16 protein-coding genes are annotated in these 19,737 nt (G+C 46.2%); 5 read left to right on the top strand and 11 right to left on the bottom strand.

The window, feature by feature from the left end:
* Window positions 1-8: 8 nt before the first annotated feature.
* Window positions 9-680 carry a phosphatase PAP2 family protein gene (locus BEL04_RS09725; RefSeq protein WP_066002763.1) on the top strand — a complete coding sequence of 224 codons (672 nt, stop codon included), beginning with the start codon at window positions 9-11 and terminating at the stop codon, window positions 678-680.
* Here the strand turns inward: BEL04_RS09725 and BEL04_RS24255 are convergent.
* The 4 genes from BEL04_RS24255 to BEL04_RS09710 form a co-directional block, all read right to left on the bottom strand.
* Entirely contained in the window at window positions 677-850 is a 174-nt protein-coding gene (locus tag BEL04_RS24255) for a hypothetical protein (protein ID WP_175404039.1), read from the bottom strand. The genes BEL04_RS09725 and BEL04_RS24255 overlap by 4 nt on opposite strands.
* The gene (locus tag BEL04_RS09720) at window positions 834-1,328 is read right to left on the bottom strand and encodes a hypothetical protein (protein ID WP_139112969.1); all 495 of its coding nucleotides are present in this window, start codon (window positions 1,326-1,328) and stop codon (window positions 834-836) included. Before BEL04_RS09720 ends, BEL04_RS24255 begins: the two co-directional genes overlap by 17 nt.
* Before the next feature lie 257 nt (window positions 1,329-1,585).
* Window positions 1,586-1,981: a DUF1634 domain-containing protein gene (locus BEL04_RS09715; RefSeq protein WP_066002761.1), complete on the bottom strand. Its 396-nt coding sequence runs from the start codon at window positions 1,979-1,981 to the stop codon at window positions 1,586-1,588.
* Complete coding sequence (locus BEL04_RS09710; protein ID WP_066002760.1) at window positions 1,978-2,814, bottom strand: sulfite exporter TauE/SafE family protein; 837 nt, start codon at window positions 2,812-2,814, stop codon at window positions 1,978-1,980. The genes BEL04_RS09715 and BEL04_RS09710 overlap by 4 nt, the downstream gene beginning before the upstream one ends.
* Before the next feature lie 140 nt (window positions 2,815-2,954).
* Between BEL04_RS09710 and BEL04_RS09705 the strand changes: the two genes are divergently transcribed.
* Both BEL04_RS09705 and BEL04_RS09700 read left to right on the top strand, forming a co-directional pair.
* Window positions 2,955-4,322, top strand: coding sequence for a pitrilysin family protein (locus BEL04_RS09705; protein ID WP_066003613.1), 1,368 nt, complete (start codon window positions 2,955-2,957; stop codon window positions 4,320-4,322).
* A 15-nt stretch (window positions 4,323-4,337) separates the two neighbouring features.
* The gene (locus tag BEL04_RS09700) at window positions 4,338-5,642 is read left to right on the top strand and encodes a pitrilysin family protein (RefSeq protein WP_066002758.1); all 1,305 of its coding nucleotides are present in this window, start codon (window positions 4,338-4,340) and stop codon (window positions 5,640-5,642) included.
* 103 nt (window positions 5,643-5,745) lie between these two features.
* On the opposite strand, the gene BEL04_RS09695 is transcribed toward BEL04_RS09700, so the two are convergent.
* From BEL04_RS09695 to BEL04_RS09685, 3 genes are all read right to left on the bottom strand, one after another.
* Window positions 5,746-6,819 carry a hypothetical protein gene (locus tag BEL04_RS09695; protein ID WP_066002756.1) on the bottom strand — a complete coding sequence of 358 codons (1,074 nt, stop codon included), beginning with the start codon at window positions 6,817-6,819 and terminating at the stop codon, window positions 5,746-5,748.
* 13 nt (window positions 6,820-6,832) lie between these two features.
* Complete coding sequence (locus BEL04_RS09690; protein ID WP_066002754.1) at window positions 6,833-9,418, bottom strand: TonB-dependent receptor; 2,586 nt, start codon at window positions 9,416-9,418, stop codon at window positions 6,833-6,835.
* Between the two features lie 179 nt (window positions 9,419-9,597).
* Complete coding sequence (locus tag BEL04_RS09685) at window positions 9,598-12,897, bottom strand: TonB-dependent receptor (protein ID WP_066002753.1); 3,300 nt, start codon at window positions 12,895-12,897, stop codon at window positions 9,598-9,600.
* A gap of 364 nt (window positions 12,898-13,261) precedes the next feature.
* Here BEL04_RS09685 and lpdA point away from each other — a divergent pair, with 364 nt between their 5' ends.
* Complete coding sequence (lpdA, locus tag BEL04_RS09680; protein WP_066002751.1) at window positions 13,262-14,650, top strand: dihydrolipoyl dehydrogenase; 1,389 nt, start codon at window positions 13,262-13,264, stop codon at window positions 14,648-14,650.
* Window positions 14,651-14,757: 107 nt separating this feature from the next.
* Window positions 14,758-15,597: an MBL fold metallo-hydrolase gene (locus tag BEL04_RS09675; RefSeq protein WP_066002749.1), complete on the top strand. Its 840-nt coding sequence runs from the start codon at window positions 14,758-14,760 to the stop codon at window positions 15,595-15,597.
* On the opposite strand, the gene BEL04_RS09670 is transcribed toward BEL04_RS09675, so the two are convergent.
* From BEL04_RS09670 to BEL04_RS09655, 4 genes are read right to left on the bottom strand one after another with little or no spacing between them, the layout of a single operon-like run.
* Window positions 15,598-16,080, bottom strand: a complete 483-nt coding sequence (locus BEL04_RS09670) for a histidine phosphatase family protein (RefSeq protein ID WP_066002747.1) — start codon at window positions 16,078-16,080, stop codon at window positions 15,598-15,600. It lies immediately after the preceding gene.
* Window positions 16,081-16,113: 33 nt separating this feature from the next.
* Window positions 16,114-16,740, bottom strand: a complete 627-nt coding sequence (locus BEL04_RS09665; protein WP_066002745.1) for a porin family protein — start codon at window positions 16,738-16,740, stop codon at window positions 16,114-16,116.
* 33 nt (window positions 16,741-16,773) lie between these two features.
* Window positions 16,774-17,757 carry a glycosyltransferase family 9 protein gene (locus tag BEL04_RS09660; RefSeq protein WP_083227839.1) on the bottom strand — a complete coding sequence of 328 codons (984 nt, stop codon included), beginning with the start codon at window positions 17,755-17,757 and terminating at the stop codon, window positions 16,774-16,776.
* Window positions 17,754-19,430 carry a DNA polymerase/3'-5' exonuclease PolX gene (locus BEL04_RS09655; protein WP_066002744.1) on the bottom strand — a complete coding sequence of 559 codons (1,677 nt, stop codon included), beginning with the start codon at window positions 19,428-19,430 and terminating at the stop codon, window positions 17,754-17,756. The genes BEL04_RS09660 and BEL04_RS09655 overlap by 4 nt, the downstream gene beginning before the upstream one ends.
* Window positions 19,431-19,737: the final 307 nt, after the last annotated feature.

Raw genomic sequence — 19,737 nt, 5'->3', positions numbered from 1 at the left:
TTGCGCCCATGAAAACCAGCATCTATACAGTCCTGCGGCAGATACGAGTGTTTTTTATTTCATACCTGTGTATTTTGCTGCCTTGTCTGATCATTAAACTGCTCTTTACCAAATCGCAGATCTATTTTACTGTAAACAGCTGGCATTTTGATTTTGGCGATGTTTTTTTTGCCTGGTATACCCACATGGGCGATGGTTTAACCTGTGTGATCATTACCCTGTTGTTGCTGTTGTTTAATTACCGGTGGGGCTTTTTAATGGGTACCAGTTATGCGGTAACTTCCATACTGGCGCAGGTGCTGAAATTTATGTTCGATGCGCCGAGGCCGATTATCTATTTTAAGGATCAGGTAAGCCGTATGTACCTGGTAAAGGGCGTCGAGATGCTCGAAACACATAGCTTTCCATCGGGGCATAGCATATCTGCATTTTCGACGGCGGTGATCCTAACCTATATAACGCCCAAAAAAAGCTGGGGAATACTCTTTCTGGGCGCTGCGTTTTTGGTTGCCTACTCGCGTGTTTACCTGAGCGAACACTTTTTTGAAGATGTTACCGTAGGCTCGGCGGTGGGTGTGTTCGTTACCATCTTTTGGATAACCTGGATCGAGGGCAAAGCTTTCCTGCACTCAAAAAAGTGGAACGATGGTTTACTGCCGCGTAAAAGGCGAAACGATTAGGTTGCCAGGTTGGGCCTTCGCCTGAAGAATACGACCGCACCTGTTATGATCAATAATATACCGGCACTAACAATCACGGTAACTACCGGGAAATGACTGGGCGCGGTAATATACTGATCGGCCGTAGTTAATTCGGGCGATACGTTGATCGAACTAAAAAACGCCTTCATTTCCCATGGCCAGGTCTTTCCTGAAATCATCGTACAGATACTCAAAAGTATAACTCACGTTTTTGGTATAAACCAGGGTAAAGTGGCGCAATTGGCTACCGCTGCCGGTATCAACCTGCAAAACAAAATCGCGGGCGGTAAGCTTGCCTACGGTAGTATCATGGTCATTTACGATACTGCCCTGGGATAAGCTCTGCTGTACTTTTTTAACGTACTCTTTAAATACGTTATCCAGCCCATTGGGATTTTTTACGCTTTGCTGCGATGGGGGGTTAATACTGCGGATAACCAGCATCGACCCGTAACTGCCGTTAGCGGATAAGATATCCTGACCGCCGGAGCTGGTCCGGGTAAATTCAACCGGCAGCGACACCGTTACCAGGCTATCAATCTTAACCGGTTTTAAGTAATAGTTTTTTTGTGCATTTGCCTGCGCTGCAAACAAAATTATGCTGAAATACAGAATTAGCTTCTTCATAAAAAAATGTTTTGTGTTGGGCGACAACACCCATGTACTTGTAAGTTTTTTTATTCTTGTGAGGTTGTACATGGCTGCCTCACCGGTGTGATAACTCCAAAAACCGAACCAGAAGAAGGCGGAATGCGAATTTGCGAGGGTGACGACTACAAAACCGGCGAAATAGTGATGGCGATTTTAAGCTGTAAGCGGCTCAAAACAAGCGGTATATGCAAAAAAGTAGAGTGGTAAATTATGCTTTGTAAAAATATTGTGCCTTAACTGCCAAAACCACCAAACATACTGAACATGATGATGGCCAAAACCAGTACTGTTATGGCTACATAGAGGTAATCCTTCTCTAAAAAAAAACCGATGGCCGAAAATAATACCCGCATAATCGGCGTGGCGATGAGCAGCATAATGCCTAACTGTATAATGGCCCGGCCCTTGATGGCTAAAACGCCTTGTAACAAGGGCCATACCTCGCGGGTAAAATCGGGTTGAAGCTTGAAGGTAGAATAATCGCTGATATTGTGCCCGTGCCGGAACAGATAGATCACACCGCCGATAGTCACAACGATCATGGATAGCAGTACGCCCCATCGCAACAACGAGCCTATCAGCTGCTGGATATCTTTATCTTTAATCGATCCGCCCTCAGTTTCTTTCATATCCCTCCCGTTATTCCTTTATAAATCATCTGCACGGCCAGTATGCTCACAATCACAGCAAAAAAGTACCGTAGCCAGTTCGACTGTGCGTGCACCAGTATTTTCGAGCCTGTAAACGCACCCAGCAATACGCCTATAACAACCGGCATTGCCAGGCCCGGTTCGATATACCCGCGCTGCAGGTAAACCACTGCGCTTGCGGCAGCGGTAACACCTATCATAAAATTGCTGGTGGTGGTGGATACCTTGAACGGGATACGCATAATCCCGTCCATAGCCACAACTTTTAAAGCTCCTGATCCTATCCCTAACAAGCCCGACATTACACCCGCAAAAATCATCATGACAAAACCGCCTGCCACGTTGCGCACGCCATAAGTGATTTCGGTATTGTCGGCTGCCGGGTAGCTGCTGTTAAGCTTTAATTTTTGCGATAGGGGGCTTGGCTCGTTATTAATATATCCTGCCTTTTTTCGCAACGACATGATAGCCGAGAAGATGAGCACTGAACCAAACAAAATCGCTATGTATTTAACGGGAAGATATTTAGCTATCACTGCGCCGGTAATGGCCCCGCTGGTAGTGGCTATCTCCAAAAACATGCCCAGGCGCATGTTAGTGATACCCTGCCTTACATAAGCCACCGCCGAACCTGATGAGGTGGCGATAACCGACACCAAAGCGGCTCCAATGGCATAATGAATATCGACATGAAGCAGGATAGTAAGCAGGGGGATAATAACCACCGCGCCGCCCAAACCTGTTAGCGAACCAACAAGGCCCGCGGCGTAGGCGCCAATTAAAATAATAACAGTTAACACAAGAACCGACATGATCGGGGATTTGAGCGACTAAAGTAGCAATAAATTTCAGGCTTAAACAACATGGCAGCATTTAACATTTTGTAACATTTGCCATGCATATTTTTTTTATGGCCGATTTGTTATATTTATCGGCTGATGACCGAAAATTTATGATCAAAAAACTTTGCTGTTCTGCCGTTTTATGCCTGGGGGTTATCTTCGCGCAAGCGCAATCCAGGCTCCCGTCGAATATTTTCCTGAAAAAGCTGTCCAACGGGCTTGATGTGCTGGTTGTCGAAGATAACAGTGTGCCCCTGGCAACTATCGTGATAACGTGTAAAAACGGCGCTTATACCGAGTCGCCCGAGTTTAATGGCCTGAGCCACCTGTACGAGCACATGTTTTTTAAGGCCAATAAGGATTATGCCAGCCAAACTGATTTTATGAACCGGGTTAGCGAGCTTGGGATGGATTTTAACGGCGCTACTACAGTTGAAAATGTGCGCTATTACTTCACCCTTCCCAAAAAGAACCTGAAACAAGGGCTGAGATTTATGAATTCGGCTATACGGTACCCCAGTTTTAATGCCGACGAGATGGCCCGCGAAAATGTGGTGGTCGACGGCGAATTTCAGCAGGATGAGTCGAGCCCGTTCTATGCGCTCGATAACGCCATGGATCATCACATGTGGGGCGATCTGTACAGCCGTAAAAATACCATCGGCGATCACAATGTCATCCGCTCGGCCACGCCGGCCATGATGGATTCGATCAAAAACAAATACTACTATCCCAATAACTCGATGCTGACCGTTGCCGGCGATGTTAACCATGAAGATGTTTTCCGCGAGGCTGAAAATATTTATGGCGATTGGGCGCCTTCGCAGTTCGATCCGTTCAAAAAATGGCCTGTCCCGGAGTTTAAACCATTAAAGAAAACAGATTATTTTGTAGTCGAATCGAACCTGGCGCAGGTACCCGTAATTGAAATGGAGTGGCAGGGGCCGGATACGCGCAATGATATACCATCTACCTACGCCGCCGACGTTTTTTCGTACATTTTGAACCAGAACTCATCAACTTTAAGCAAAGCGCTGACGCAATCGGGCCTGGCGCTGCAGGTTAATATTGGTTACTTAACATTGGAGCATGTTGGCCCTATTAACCTTACCGTTGTGCCTAATCCCGCCAAGGTTAAAGAATGCCTTGCCGAGGTGAAGCGCCAGATAGCACTGTTCGACAGCCCGGACTATGTGACCGACGAACAGGTGGAAACAGCCAAACGTAAACTGGAGATACGGCAATCGTTCGAGCAGGAAGTTACTTCGGATTTTGTAGAAGTGTTGTCGTTCTGGTGGGCATCGGCTTCCATCGATTACTTCACCACTTATGTTGAGAACCTGAAAAAAGTGACCAAGGCCGACCTCCGCTCGTACGTAGGCAAATACATCAAAAATAAACCGTATTGCGCCGGTTTGCTGGTAAGCCCGCAAATGAACGCCGAGCTTAAACCGCAGGAGTTTTTTACCGATAAATAATACACCAGCTATAAAATGAAACAACTGATATTGACTATAAGCCTGTGGCTGATAAGCGCTGCGATGTTATTTGCACAACAGCACACCACATCTTTTGATGTTGATGGCATCAAGGTAATCTTTAAACCAACGGTTAAAGATGTGATCAGCGTACGGATGTACTTTAGGGGCGGGGTTGCCAACTACAGCGCCGAACAGGCCGGCATTGAGGGACTGGCAGTGGCCGGCACCACCGAATGCGGTACCCGGAAATACGACGCCAATAAATTCAGGGATCGGGCTGATGAGTATGGTATTGAGATCGGAGGCTCTACCGATTACGACTACAGCGATATAAACATGATTTGTGTATCGAAATACTTCGATCAGGGCTGGGACCTTTTCAGTGAGGCGGTGATGCATCCGGTGTACGACGATAACGAACTACAGCTTTTAAAAAACAAGGTCATCGCAGGTATCAAACAGGAACAAACCGACCCTGATGCGCATATAGCGCAACTGGTGATGAGGAACGCTTTTAAGGGTACTATTTATGCAGCCAATCCTAAAGGGACAGAATCGACAGTTTTAGCATTGCCAGCGAGTGTCATCAAAACTTATTATGAAAAACTGCTGAACAAAAACCGTATGTTTATTGTGGTGGCTGGCCGCATATCAAAAGACAACCTGGTTGCGAAAATTAAAGCTTCGTTTGCCAATATCCCCTCAATGCCATATCAACCGCCAACTTATGAGCCGCCTGTAATAGAAGGTAACAATGTGCTTGCCGAAGACAAGGCCTTGGCAACAAATTACGTGAGCGCGGTAATGAATGCCCCCCGGATGACCAGTCCCGATTATACTGCATTCCACCTGGGGATGTCGGGCCTGAGCGGAACGCTGTTCGCCGAGATACGCACCAAACGCAATCTGTCGTACGCGCCGGGGGCTTATGCCGCCAATCAGCAGATGCCTTATGCGGTGATGTATGTAAGTACGCTCTCGCCGGGGGAAGCTGTTTCGGTCATGATGGAAGAATTGAACCGTATCAAAGCGTCTGGGGTTACCGCATCGGGCCTGAAAGAGTTGAAAAGCAGTTATATTACCTCGAGTTATGTTAAACAGCAGGAATCGAACGCGATAACCGGTAACCTGGGCCAGGCCGAAATTATGGGCGATTGGAACTTATTCGAAACAGCTCCCGATAAGGTTGAAGAAGTTACAGCCGACCAGATATTAAAAGCTCTTAACAAATATATTGTAGGCGTACGCTGGAGCTACCTGGGCGATGTTAAGCTGGCTAACGAAGCAGCGGCGGCTTTCAAAATCCCGGTAAAATAATTATAAACCCTGGCCGGATTAAACCACTTATGTCTGAAAACAAGAGAGCCCGCGGAAAAATTCCGCGGGCTCTCTTGTTTGATAGTTATCTGAATAAGTACAGTTATTTAAGTATCCAGTTTGTGCCGTCGTACACATAAGTTCCGGTGACGTTGGATACGGTACCGGTATATACAGCGTAAGTAACACGGTATGGATTATTTACAACCGGGCTTGGTACTTTAGCTTTTAACATAAAAATGATGGCGGCTTTAAGGTCGGCATCGGTCCAGTAAGTAGTTGATGTCGGGCTCTGGATGTTAAAGTCGCCAAATGATACTACGTTGGCCCTGGCTGCAGCGGTACCCATGGTAGCATTTGCAAGCACAGCATAATCGGCTTTGCCAAAAATTACGGTGATAATCGGTATCCAAACACCATTTTGTTTGATGAACGATACCTGGTCGCGATCAACCCAGCTGGCGCCGTTCCACATCAAAGCCAAAACTTTTTGATAAGTAGTAGCATAACGGTAGCTGATGTATTTATAATCGCCAACATTGTTTACCGCTGTGCTAACCGTTAAATCGTTAGCCAGGAAAGAGCTTAACCAGGTTGGGATCTGTTTCAGATCGGCGGTGTTGAATGTATTGGTTAACCCACGGCCAACAGATGCGTATTGTCCCGGCGAAACGGTATAGATTTTGGTCCAGCTGCCGTTCAGGAACAAAAACGAATCGGTAGTTATCGATCCGGTGGTGTAACCTGATTCGAAATAATTGTAGGTTAAAACAGCAAGCTGATTATTTGCCGGAGTAGGATACTTGTACGCCAAAAATGCAAGAACCTGCGTTGCCGAAAGATTTGTTAATGTGGTATTACCGGCATAAGCATAGTCAGAAGGTACCAGGGTATAAGCCACGTGGCTGTATGTACTATCGGGCACAATAGGCTGCGACGCAGGTAAGGCGAAACTTACGTTTAATACCGAACCTTCGGGATAGGCATTATAAGTGGTATTAGCGGCAAGTATAGCCGGAATAGCCGTCTTTGCATCGGCGGTTGATTTAAAGGTATTGCTTAAGCTAACATTTACGGTTTGAGGCTGCGCATCAAGGTCCTTATATGTTTTGCTCAACGGATCGCACGAAGCAAATGCTATAGCGACGAATGCTAACAGATATATAATTTTTTTCATGGTCGTAATATTTTTAGAGTTTAACCTTTAACGTAGCTGTATAAGTCCTTCCGATACCGTAGTAAACACCGAAGCCTGGAGTTAACGGGCTTGGATTCGGGTTATTGGCATTCGGTGAGATATCATACGCATCAGAGAAGTATTTGGTATCTAAAACATTGTTCACGTTACCGATAAACGTAGCTTCAAAGCCATCTATTTTTAAACGGAACACTACGTTCAGATCCAAAAGACCATAGTTTGGTAATTTATAAGGGTTATAACCAGCAAAAGTTACCGGTATTGGGTTGAAGCTGGTAGTATAGTTACCGTAGTAATTATAAGTTCCGCCAATTTTAACTGACGACAAAACGTTTACGTCGGCACCGGCCGAAGCGGTAGTTTGTGCAGCGTCGCCCACTTTGGTGCCCTGTATCATTATACCCGGGATGGTGGTGGTAGTAGCTTTGCCGGTTGTTGGCGAGTTACCGTTGATGGTAATTGGGCCGGTGTTGGTTAAATAATGCCAGTCGCCCACCGATAACATGGTCCTCAGGGTTAAACCTTTAAACGGGCGGTACCTTGAATCAAACTCAACCCCCTGGTGCAATTCGTTCAAGCCGGTAATGTTGGCTGTTAACAATTGGCCGGTGGTAGCATCCACAACATCTTTTGGTGGTACCGAACGGTCTTTATAGGTTGCGCGGTAAAGATTGATATTGGCAGTAAACTCCGAACTGCGGAAACCGTAACCTAACTCATAGCTCAATAATTTTTCAGGAGATGCGCTGGGGTTTACGTCGTTTTTAAAATCCAGGAAGATGGTTGATACCAGCGGCGCTCTTTGTAAGTAACCGATGTTAGCATACACGTTACTGTGGCTGTCGAAGTTATAGTTCAAACCGCCTTTTGTCTGGTAACCCCAAAAGTTAACAAAATTGGTTTTGTAAGCAGGGTCGTTAGCCTGATAGCTGAAATAATCAATGCGTTGGTTGCCGGTATTGGTGGCGGCTAAAGCTATAAACGCCGAAAGGTCATTTTTAGCATACTCTGTTTGTAAGAACAGGCCTTCTGAGGCTATGTTATAAACATAGTTCTGATCGAACCTGTCGCCAACTTTCAGGTGGTAGTTAGGGTTTTTAACGTCCTGCTGGAATGGGTCGAGCATGTATTGACCGCCTAATAAATTTTGTACCTGGTTGTAATGCGCTGCAGTATAATAGCGCAGGTCGGCCCCTGCAAGGATATCAAAGTCGCCTAATTTTTTGCTGTATTTGCTGGTTGCTCCATACTGCTGGTGGTTATTCACCACGTTTTGGATGTAGTATTTCGAAGCACCGTCAACAGTTGATTCGTTGTATTGCTGAATGGCTGCGAAATCTATCGGCGAGTATGCACCGGCTACGCGCGGAACATCGGTCGAATTGTAGTTGTAAGGTTGCAAATACCTCGCAGCGCCCGCTCCGAACGAAGCGTAAAGTGTGCTCGAAAGGCTGGAGGTTTCGTTGATCACCCAGCTGTGCGTTAACGAAGCAAGAGGTTTGTTATAGTAGTTGATCTCGGCACTGGTCAGTGTACCGTTCAGGTAGCCCCAATCCGGGTTGAAGCGGATACCGTCGGGCGAGTTTCTGTATGCATTAACCGAAGCTTCTGTAAAACGCTGTCCGTGAGATTGTGCCGCTCCCAGTATATTAAATGATAAGTTTTGATGCGGGGTCAGTACCTTCGAAATATTTAAAAAGTAGCTGTAGCCGGTGTAGTACAGGCCGAATGCTTTTCCATCGCCCGATCTTTTGGCCAGCAGGAATGATGCTGCCCAGCCTTTATTGCTTAAACCTGTGGATAATGATAATGATGTTTTTTGGTCGCCGTAGCTGCCAATCGACTCGATAAACGAGCCGCCTTTTTGTGCATCGGTACTGCGGGTAATGATACCAATGGTACCGCCCAGCGAAGGTACGGCCAGTTTTGAAGCACCTATACCACGCTGTACCTGTATTGATGAAGTAACATCGATCAAACCGGCCCAGTCGCTCCAGTAAATTTTACCGGCTTCAACATCGTTGGCAGGAATGCCGTTGATCATTAAAGCCACGTTATTATTGCTAAAGCCCCTGATGCTGATACGCGAGTCGCCAAAACCGCCACCGGTTTCTGTTGCCATTACGCCCGGGGTTTCTTTTAATAACTCGGGCAGCTCCTGGCTGCCTGCTTTTTCTTCAAGATATTCGGCGTTAACTGTCGATACCGCGATAGGTGTTTTTCTGTCGATGGCCACATCGCTTGTAACGGTAACTTCATTCATTGTTGAAGAGTTTGCCACGAGGTTGATCTCACCGAGATCTTTTTTCTCGCCGATAACCACTTCTTTGGTAATGTAGCCTATGTATGATATCACAAGAGTTGATGTACCATCGGCCGGAACATTGATCTTGAAAGTACCATTTAACGCTACCGATGTGGCCTTGCTTGTTCCCTTAACTAAAACCGAAGCTCCGATAAGGGCCTCTTTAGTTTGGGAGTCAAGTACCTTACCGGTAACCTTAACTTCGGTACCCTGCGCAAACGCATGGCACACGGTAATTAATAAAGTAAATAAAATAAGTAAATGCTTCCTCATGCTGTTTTTTTAATTTGATAATGGAATGAACACTTTTTTGCAAATATACCAACCACGAATATAGCTAATATTAAGATAATGTTAACAATGTCAGCGGTTGAAAATAAATTAGCGATAAAGCAAAAAACCCGGCTTTTGGCCGGGTTTTTTGCTTTGTAATATTTTGGTTAGTTAAATAATTAATTAAATATGTAACGGATACCAAATTGTGCTTGCCAGCGTGAGAACTGACTTGAATCGTTTTTGTATGAAACAGTTACCGGTACAAGGTTGGTTTTATCCAGGTAAGGGAACGAGTAAGTTGGCCTTCCGGTTGTAGCGTCAATACCTTTGTACGACAACACAGTTACGCCACCGCTAAATGCGCCGTTGATTGCCGATACTTGCGACAGGCCCCAGTTTGGATCAAGGAAGTTGCCCAGGTTGATGATATCAAAGGTAAAGCGCAGGGTGTTTCTGCTTTTGCCCGATTTGATGTAGAAATCCTGGGTAAGGTTCAGGTTATACAACTGGAAGTAAGGCAATATAGCACCGTTTCTTTCGGCAAACTGACCTCTGTGTTTGCTCAGGTACGGATCCTGGCTGATGAATTTATCTAACTGGCTCCATTCTTGTGCAGCTGTACGGGTATCACCCACAAAATCGGGCACTAAAAGAATGTCAGACGAGGTTTGAGGGATAAACATCAAATCGTTGCTTGCGCCGTCGCCGTTAGGGTCGCCGCTGGTTAAATACGAGATAGCACCGTTGTTAGCGCTTTCCATAGTTAACCCGATCGAAGTAGCGAAGTTTTTAGCATACTCTTTACGGTAAGCTAACGAAGCGATGATGCGGTTAGGCTGTACGAAAGAGCTGTTAGAAATGTTATCGGCATTTGGGTTACCGGCTACATAGCGGGTGCTCCAGATGGTAGATGCGGTCGAACCGCCGTCGTTAACATCTTTCGATTGACTGTAGGTATAAGCCGCGTTGGCATAGAAACCGTTGAGGAAGTTTTTCTGCAATTGGGCAGTTACAAAGTATGAGTAACCGGCGCTGGTATTGGTCATGTAATACAAGCCGGTGATTTTAGGGTTAGCTGCGCTTAAAGTACCAGAGCCGGTTGTGTTTGATGCGTTGTAACGGATCTGGCCTTCGGTACCTGGCAGGGTTACAAAACCATCAGACAATACCAGGTTTTTGTGGTAGATGGCGTTGATATCCTTGGTATAAGCGGCTTCGATAGTACCGATGAAACCACCAGGTAATTTTTGGTCGATAGCCAAGTTAGTTCTCCAGATCTCCGGCAATTTCAGGTTAGGATCGGCAATATCCAATTCGTACGAAGTATTGGCAGCGCCTGCACCCGGGGCCGGGCGGTTTGCATCAACGTTAGGGTTGAAGATTAACCTCGGATCGGCTGGTGTTGCAGATTTGGTAACCTGGTACGAGCCGAATAACACACCGTTGTTTGAAGCCTGGTTAGATATCCACACAAACGGAACAGCGCCGGCAAATATACCCGACCCACCACGGATCTGGGTTGATTGGTCGCCTTTAACATCCCAGTTAAAACCTACACGCGGAGATACCAGTAATTTGTTGCTTGGCAACACGGCCGGGTCAACATGGGTACCGCCCTGGAAGGTTAACGGAGGTACGTTGGCATTTTGTTGCAGGGTAGTTGGGAAAACATCATAATCGGCACGGATACCGTAAGTTAACTTGAAGTTATCGTTAACCTGGAATTTATCCTGTACGTAAGCAGCGTAAACTGCGCCTTTGATACGGGCATAAGGGAAAGAGCCATCAGGCAAAGCCGAATAGCGGTAGGTGTATGATGCTGCAGGCAAGCCATTTTCGAAATCTGAGAATGAGTTGTACGCATAAACACCGTTATATTGGGTAGCGAAGCCGTTTACATAGCTTTGGATCTGGTCGTTGGTACCGATGGTGATCTCGTGTTTACCGGCATAGATGGTAAAGTCGTCCGAGAACTGCCAGATATTTGAGCTTAACAAGTTACCGGCAGTAAACTGCTCGTAACCGAACGAAGTAGCTGTACCGCTGGCAGCCGAAGTTACCACGCCGGTATTGGTTGAAGTACCGTTACCAATATCAACCATCGGAATCGTGGTGCTGCTTAATGAAGAACGGAAATCGCGCAAAGCCGAATAACCTGCTGTTAACCTGTTCGACATGGTATTGCTTACACGGGTATCCAACTCTAAAATGCCTATATTAAAGTTGTTGTTGATACGGTAGCCTGAACCAAAGTAAGGAAGGCCTGTTGTACCTGCAAAGCGCGAAGATGAACCATAGAAGGTTGAACTGGTGCTTGGCGGTTGATCTTTATACGACTTTAAGTAGAAGTATTTAGCACTTAACGTGTTGTTTTTATTGATGTTCCAATCCAGTTTTGTGGTCAACTTATCGCTGTAGGTTTGATAGTTAAAACCCTGGTATGGTCCCGGATCGTAATTGTAAGTTGTTTTTAGGTATTGTGTCAACGCATCCAGGTCGGTGGCTTTTACCTGCGAAACGTTAGAACCACTTTGGCCGGAGTTAGCCACAAAGCTGTGTGCAGGGGCGCTGATGCGCTCTTGCTCGCCCGATACAAACAGGAATAATTTGTTAGGGAGGATAGCGCCACCAATTGAAGCACCTACGGTATGGTAGGTAAACGGAGTAACGGTAATGCCTGTTGTACCAGCCTGGTAACCGGTTAAGCTTGTACCGCGCACATAGTAATAAGCGGTGGCTTTTAACTGGTTGGTACCCGATTTTACTACCGTGTTAACACCGGCGCCGGTAAAGTTACCCTGACGAACGTCGTAAGGGGCAATATCAACCTGGATCTGGTCGATCGCATCCAGCGAAATTGGCTGTGAACTGGTTTGACCGCCTAAAGTAGTTGATAAACCGAACGAGTTGTTGAACAAAGCACCGTCAACAGTGATGTTGTTGTATAAACCGCTGCGGCCGCCAAAGCTCAGGCCGTTGGCAGAAGGGGTTAATTTGGTATAGTCCTGCAGCGAACGGTTAATGGTAGGTAAAGCCTCTATTTGGGCGCGGGTAACGGTTTCGCGTGCACCGGTACGCGATGAGTTGATCACCTTACCGCCGGCACCTGCTACGGTAACCTCTTTTAAGGTGGTAGAGTTATCTTCCAGTTTGGTGTTCAGGGTTAAATCCTGGCCGATTGAAAGGGTAATGTTGTCCTGGGTGTAATCTTTAAAACCGATAAATGAAATTTTAAAAGTATACGGGCCACCAACCCTTAAGTTTGCCAAGTTGTAACGTCCGTCGGCACGGGTAGCTGCCGAATAAACGGTACCTGTTGGAAGGTGGGTGACAATCACCGTTGCCCCGGGCAACGTGCCACCTTTGCTATCGGTAACAACACCATGGATGGATGCTGTAGTAACACCCTGGGCAAATAAATTGCTCGTGGATGCCGCGCCGATAATGAAAAGACATAAAAGTAAAAACTTTCTCATACCTGCTTGTTTAAGTTAAATTAATGAAGTCAAAATTTGTCACAAATATAACTATCAGTAACACAGCTATTGTTAAGTTAATGTTAACAATTCGAGGTTTTTTATCAACATGATCGCAATAATTAGCATGTCTGGTTTGGGTTTCTGCAAAAAAGAGGTGCGAAATTGAAATTATTGTAAAATAAACAATTAATAACTGCAAAAACGGTAGTGTTTAAATTGTTGCTAACCAGTTGCATTTTACCGGGGTTATTGCCCGAATTTCACCCCAGTATCATACTTGGTTTTAATAGGTGCCTGATTGTTTACCATATCCATGTTTTTATTTAGCTTTGGCGGTAAATCGTAAAAGGATATCAGAATTATGAACTATGATCTAATTGTTATAGGCAGCGGTCCCGGCGGGTATGTTGCTGCAATACGCGCATCGCAACTGGGCCTGAAAACTGCCATTGTTGAAAAAGAATCATTAGGCGGTATATGTTTAAACTGGGGATGTATCCCAACCAAGGCTTTGCTGAAAAGCGCGCAGGTATTTGAGTACATCAATCATGCTGCCGATTACGGTATCAAAGTAGCGGGCGGCGAAGTTGATTTCGAATCGGTGATCAAACGCAGCCGTGGTGTTGCCGACGGCATGAGCAAGGGCGTTCAGTTTTTGATGAAAAAGAACAAGATCGATGTGTTGATGGGTTTTGGTAAACTAAAAGGCAAAGGCACGGTTGAAGTTAAGGGTACCGACGGTACAGCGAAAGAGTTTACCGCCAAACATATCATACTGGCTACCGGCGGCCGCTCGCGCGAGTTGCCTAACCTTAAACAGGACAATAAAAAGATCATCGGCTATCGCCAGGCCATGGTGTTGCCTAAGGCGCCTGCATCAATGGTGGTTGTAGGCTCGGGCGCCATTGGTATCGAGTTTGCTTACTTTTACAACGCTATCGGTACCAATGTTACTGTGGTTGAGTTTTTAGATAACATCGTTCCGCTTGAGGATGAGGACGTATCAAAACAACTGGCACGTAACCTCAAAAAGCAAGGCATCAACATCATGACCAGCTCTACCGTCGAATCTGTCGATACCTCGGGCGATGGCTGTAAAGTGAACATCAAAACGGCTACCGGCGATATCCAGTTGGAGTGCGACGTCGTTCTTTCGGCTGTGGGTATCTCAACCAATATCGAAGGTATCGGCCTTGAAGAGGTTGGAGTGAAGACTGACAAAGGCAAAGTTTTAGTCGACGATTTTTACCAAACCAACATTGAAGGCGTTTATGCCATCGGCGATATCGTCAAAGGCCAGGCGCTGGCACACGTTGCATCTGCCGAAGGCATCATCTGCGTTGAAAAGATTGCCGGTCATAATCCTGAGCCATTGAACTACAACAACATCCCCGGCTGTACTTACTGTTCGCCCGAAATTGCTTCGGTAGGCTATACCGAAAAAGCGGCTAAAGAAGCCGGTTACGAATTGAAGATCGGTAAGTTCCCGTTCTCGGCATCGGGCAAGGCAAGCGCTGCCGGTGCTAAAGACGGCTTTGTGAAAGTGATCTTCGACGCCAAGTACGGCGAGTTTTTGGGCGCGCACCTCATCGGTATGAATGTTACCGAAATGATTGCCGAAGTAGTTACCGCGCGAAAGCTGGAGGCTACCGGCCACGAGATCATCAAATCGGTACACCCGCACCCAACCATGAGCGAAGCTATTATGGAAGCTGCCGCTGATGCGTATGGCGAGTGTATACATTTGTAAGATAATTTATAGATTTAGTCCATGGTCGATAGTCAATAGACCATGGACTTTTTTATTTCACATAATTTAAACTATGGACTATTGACTATGGTCTATGGACTTCTCTCATGAAACTCTACACCATCGACACCGGCTTTTTTAAACTCGACGGCGGTGCCATGTTTGGCGTTGTGCCTAAAACATTATGGAACAAAACCAACCCTGCCGACGAGAACAATCTTTGTACCTGGGCCATGCGTTGCCTGCTGGTTGAGGATGAAGACCGGCTGATACTGATTGATAACGGAATCGGCAACAAGCAGGATGAGAAGTTTTTCGGTCATTATTACCTTCACGGCGATGATACCCTGGACAAATCGCTGGCCAGGCACGGTTTCCATCGCGATGATATTACCGATATGTTCCTGACGCATCTGCATTTCGATCATTGCGGCGGCTCTATCATCCGCGAAGGCGAAAAACTGGTACCTGCTTTTAAGAACGCCACTTACTGGAGCAACGAAAAGCACTGGAACTGGGCAGTATACCCCAACGATCGTGAAAAGGCTTCATTCCTCAAAGAGAACATTCTGCCGATACAGGAAAACGGCCGGCTGAAATTTGTGGAAGATCAGGATGGCGTACAGTTCAGTAAAAACATGCGCGTGCGTTTTGCCTACGGCCATACCGACGCCATGATGCTGCCGCAGCTTTACTATAAGAATAAAACCATTGTGTACATGGCCGATCTGCTGCCCTCGGTAGGACATATCCCGCTGCCATACGTTATGGCGTATGATATGTTCCCGCTCAAAACACTGATGGAAAAGAAAGCTTTTTTAACCGAGGCCGTTGAAAAGGAATACATCCTTTACCTCGAACACGACCCTGTGAACGAGTGCTGTACCCTGCAGCAAACCGAAAAAGGCATCCGTTTGAAAGATACGTTCAGGTTAGATGAGATCTGATCAAACGTTCTTTGGATAATCGTAATATTCGATAGTGCCCGTACTGTCGCTGATGTACTGCCACGATACTGCATTGAAATGGATAACCACCACTGCGCAGGTAGGCATTTCGTACATCTTATCGGTAAGGTAGTACACTAGATCGCTTATGCCCGGGTTATGCCCAAATAACGCTATATAGTTATATTCATCTGGCAGTTTGTTCACCACCGAAAGTAATGCCGAGGTGTTTGCCTCGTAAATGGCCATATCGTATTCGGGCCCGGCAAGCTTAAAGGTATCGGCAAAAATTTGGGCAGTTGCTTTGGCGCGTTCGGCCGGGCTGCTTACAATATATTGGGGTACAATACCTTTATTCAACAAACGCTGCGCCATTTCGGGTGCGGTTTCTTCGCCGCGGTGGTTTAACGGGCGTTCAAAGTCGGTCAGATCGGGGATATCCCAGCCAGATTTGGCATGGCGTACCAGCATTAGTTTTTTCATAAATCTTTTTAACAGCGGATTAAGTTAATAGTTTCAGAAAAGGAAACCTAATCCTATCGAAAAAACCCGGTTCTTTGTCGACATTACCGCGGTATTGGTGGCGTCGTCCGTTGCAATATTATTCAAACCCAGGGCATAGTTGGTATTGAATGTCAAATGGTTGTTAAGCTCAAAACCACCTGTTAAATTAACGCCTATATCAAACCGCTTGTAGTCCTGCGAACTGCCGAACTCCAGTTGCTGTCCGCTGGTATTATTGGTATTCTCAAATTGCACGTTACCGCTTAACCCTGCGGAGAGGTATGGCCCCGTACCTACATACAGCTTGCCCATACCGGGCAGGCTAAACTTGTACAGCACATTAAGGGGTACGTCAACATAGGTTAATTTGTAGGTCGATGTTTCTGCATTTTCGTACGTAATTACGCCTTTGCCGGTAAGGCCCAGAGCCGTCTGTAAATAAAAACTGTTTTTTAGCGGCTTTTCGGCAATGATAGACAGGTTGTAGGTAGTAATCGAGTTGGTGGAGATGATATCGGGGTTGCTGATGCTTTGCGATGCGAAACTTAAGCCTGCACGAATGCCGAACTGTAGATCCTGACCCAAGGAACGGCCGCAAACCAATACAGACAGAATCATCAACAAAGCTAATTTCTTCATTCGGCACACGTTTAAAATAATCAGTTCGCTATTTTACGCATTATTTGCAAAGCTTACAACAACATCCTCGGGTATCTGGTACATGCATTTAAAATGGCCAAGCGGGCATTTCTCCAGCCCGAACTTTGAACACGGCCTGCATGGTAGTTCAACCCCAATAACCAAAGCATTTTTCACCTTGTACGGTTGTACACCCAGCAGTTCGGGTGCGGTGCCGCCCCATATCGAAGCAATGGGTACGTTAAATGCTTCGGCAATATGGGTGAGCCCTGTATCAAAACCAATGATGTTTTTAGCCTTCGAAACCAAAAATACCGATTCATCTAACGTAGTATTGCCGCAAGTATTGTAAACTTTGCCGCCGATTGCCCCGGCTATTTCATCACCGTTGGCTTTAACATCGTTCCCGCCTAATAAAACAACCGGCCCGTTAATTTGATTGCAAATGCTGATTATTTTTTTGTTGGGCATGCGTTTGGTAAAATGTGTAGCGCCAATAATAAATGCGGTATAGTTACCCTGATGCGACGGCGGCAGCAGTTTTGTTAAACTATGATCGGCTTTGATAAAGTAATCGATAGGTTTGCCATCGTTTTGAATACCCAGAAATTTTACCGTTTGCATATACCTTTCGACCAGGTGCGTTGGCGCAACCAGGTTTTTAAGATGGAACCTAAGCGACAGCCATTTTTTGACGGCCAGTTTTTTATAGGTTGAAGCCGGGATGCCCGTACGGAATTTAATGATGGCCGTGCGCAGGTTGTTGTGCAGGTCGATAATATAATCGAACTTTTCGGCTTTTATACCGGCTATCGTTTCGCCCAGGCTTGGTTTAAGCAAATGCAGTTTATCCAGATACGGGTTGCCATCGTAGATATATTGAAAAGCCGGTTTGGTTAAAAAATGCACCTCGACGCCGGGCAATTGCTGTTTAAGGCAGCGCACAACTGGGGTGGTATAAATAATATCACCCATTGAGCTGAACCGGATCACCAGTATTTTAAGACTTTTTTTCACTTGTTTTTTCTTGCGGCAAAGATAGTACCGATCTCTTCGAGCGATTTTGCATTGAGGCACCTGTCGGCAGTTACCCCGCCTTTACGCGCTATTAATGTGCCGTAATACATGTCGTGGTAGCCTTCGTTGCGGTGCGCATCCGGGTTGATGGATAGCATTACGCCTTTATCCAGCGCATATTGGTGCCAGCGCCAGTCGAGGTCGAGCCTGAGCGGGTTGGCATTGATCTCGATGACCACACCATTCGCGGCACAGGCATCGATCACTTTTTTATGATCAAAATCGTAACCCTTGCGGCTCAGCAGTAACCTGCCGGTCGGGTGGCCGAGTATCGTGGTGTACGGGTTTTCAACCGCTTTAATCAATCGTTCGGTAGCTTTGTCTTCGGCCATTTTCAGGTTCGAATGTACCGAGGCCACAATAAAGTCGAAGCGTTTCAGTATCTCATCCGGGTAATCAAGCGAGCCATCGTTCAGGATGTCGGACTCGATGCCTTTAAAAATATGAAAGCCCGTAAACTTTTTATTCAGGTGGTCGATCTCCTCATGTTGTTGCAACACCCGCTCAATACTTAGCCCATTGGCATAAAAAGCGCTCTTGCTGTGATCGCAAATGCCTAAGTATTGCAGTTTCAATTCATCGCGCAGGTACAGTACAATCTCATCCAGGGTATTGATGCCGTCGCTCCAGGTGCTATGGTTATGCAGTGTGCCTTTCAGGTCGGCATACTCGATCAGCTTCGGCAATTGTTTTGCAGCGGCCTTTTCAATGAAACTGGTACCTTCGCGCAGCTCGGGTTCCATATATTGTAGGCCTGCTTTTTCGTAAACCGTCTCTTCGCTTGCCGCGATGAATGAGCCATCGTTTAGCCTGTCTAAAACAGTGGTAACATGTTCATCGTCGCCTGTATACTTCAATACTTCGGTATAAAAGGCGGTTTCGGCAACTGTGTGGATGCTTACCGCAACCAGGTTTTCGGTTTTACCTGTAATACGATTATGATCGATCGTAACCTCATTTAGCAGGCCGGCAGTCTGTATTTCGTTGATGATACCATTGGCATTCCCTGTGCCTATCACAAAACAAAGCTCGTTGATGATCTCGCATCTTCTTCTGAACTCGCCACACAGCTCAATCCGGCTTTCGCCGATGAGGGCGCTTAGTTTTCTGAGCAGTTCGGTGGCTGTTGCTTCAACCTGTGCGTATAAAAACTTGCCGCTGCTGGCCATCCTGAACTCGATTACCTTGCGGATCTCTTCCTGGGTTTTCAAACCAAAACCCTTGGCCTCAACCAGGCGGTTCTCGTTACAGGCATAATACAGCTCGCCGGTATTTTCGATGCCCAGTTCGTGCCATATCGTTGCGATTTTTTTCGGACCGATGCCTTTGATGCCCAGCATCTCCACAATACCGGGCGGGGTAGCGTCCAACAGTTCCTGCAACTCGGCTATATTGCCTGTGGTAAATAGTTCGACCAGTTTGGCGGCAATGCTTTTGCCTATACCGTCAACCTTTTCCAACTCGTCGTAAGGCTTGTCGGCTATCTTGAAAGGCAATTTATCTACTTTAAAAGCAGCGTTCGCTATTGATTTGATCTTGAACGGGTTTACCTCGTGCAGTTCCATCAGTTGCGACAGCAGGCGCAGGGTACGGGCGATAGTTTTATTTTCCATTACAAATTGCGAGTGGATAAAAATACAACTCCATTTCGGATTTACTGAGATTTCGAATTTCGAATTTTCGATTTCGGATTTATTGAAAAGACGAAATGTTATAGCTTTCAGCTTCGTGCTTCAAGCTTCCGGCTCAAGGCAGGGGGTATTTGTCGGTATTTTCATCCCACGCACTCGCTCGCATCCTGCGAGTGAGTAATATCCGTGCTGCTTCTGGCAGCTATTCCTTGGGGGGTGGGTATTTATGGGTATTTCTACAAAAATCTTGAGTAAAACCCCTTATATAAGCTTTAAATGCGCTTTTTTG

The organism is Mucilaginibacter sp. PPCGB 2223 (genome assembly GCF_001705515.1).
Lineage (GTDB): Bacteria > Bacteroidota > Bacteroidia > Sphingobacteriales > Sphingobacteriaceae > Mucilaginibacter.
The sequence above is the reverse complement of the archived record's forward strand: the minus strand, read 5'-3'. Positions and strand labels throughout refer to the sequence as shown.

Bases quoted from the DNA above. Each gene is read 5' to 3' on its own strand.
- BEL04_RS09725 (WP_066002763.1), top strand. From the start codon at position 9: ATGAAAACCAGCATCTATACAGTCCTGCGGCAGATACGAGTGTTTTTT.
- BEL04_RS24255 (WP_175404039.1), bottom strand. From the start codon at position 850: ATGAAGGCGTTTTTTAGTTCGATCAACGTATCGCCCGAATTAACTACG.
- BEL04_RS09720 (WP_139112969.1), bottom strand. From the start codon at position 1,328: ATGAAGAAGCTAATTCTGTATTTCAGCATAATTTTGTTTGCAGCGCAG.
- BEL04_RS09715 (WP_066002761.1), bottom strand. From the start codon at position 1,981: ATGAAAGAAACTGAGGGCGGATCGATTAAAGATAAAGATATCCAGCAG.
- BEL04_RS09710 (WP_066002760.1), bottom strand. From the start codon at position 2,814: ATGTCGGTTCTTGTGTTAACTGTTATTATTTTAATTGGCGCCTACGCC.
- BEL04_RS09705 (WP_066003613.1), top strand. From the start codon at position 2,955: ATGATCAAAAAACTTTGCTGTTCTGCCGTTTTATGCCTGGGGGTTATC.
- BEL04_RS09700 (WP_066002758.1), top strand. From the start codon at position 4,338: ATGAAACAACTGATATTGACTATAAGCCTGTGGCTGATAAGCGCTGCG.
- BEL04_RS09695 (WP_066002756.1), bottom strand. From the start codon at position 6,819: ATGAAAAAAATTATATATCTGTTAGCATTCGTCGCTATAGCATTTGCT.
- BEL04_RS09690 (WP_066002754.1), bottom strand. From the start codon at position 9,418: ATGAGGAAGCATTTACTTATTTTATTTACTTTATTAATTACCGTGTGC.
- BEL04_RS09685 (WP_066002753.1), bottom strand. From the start codon at position 12,897: ATGAGAAAGTTTTTACTTTTATGTCTTTTCATTATCGGCGCGGCATCC.
- lpdA (WP_066002751.1), top strand. From the start codon at position 13,262: ATGAACTATGATCTAATTGTTATAGGCAGCGGTCCCGGCGGGTATGTT.
- BEL04_RS09675 (WP_066002749.1), top strand. From the start codon at position 14,758: ATGAAACTCTACACCATCGACACCGGCTTTTTTAAACTCGACGGCGGT.
- BEL04_RS09670 (WP_066002747.1), bottom strand. From the start codon at position 16,080: ATGAAAAAACTAATGCTGGTACGCCATGCCAAATCTGGCTGGGATATC.
- BEL04_RS09665 (WP_066002745.1), bottom strand. From the start codon at position 16,740: ATGAAGAAATTAGCTTTGTTGATGATTCTGTCTGTATTGGTTTGCGGC.
- BEL04_RS09655 (WP_066002744.1), bottom strand. From the start codon at position 19,430: ATGGAAAATAAAACTATCGCCCGTACCCTGCGCCTGCTGTCGCAACTG.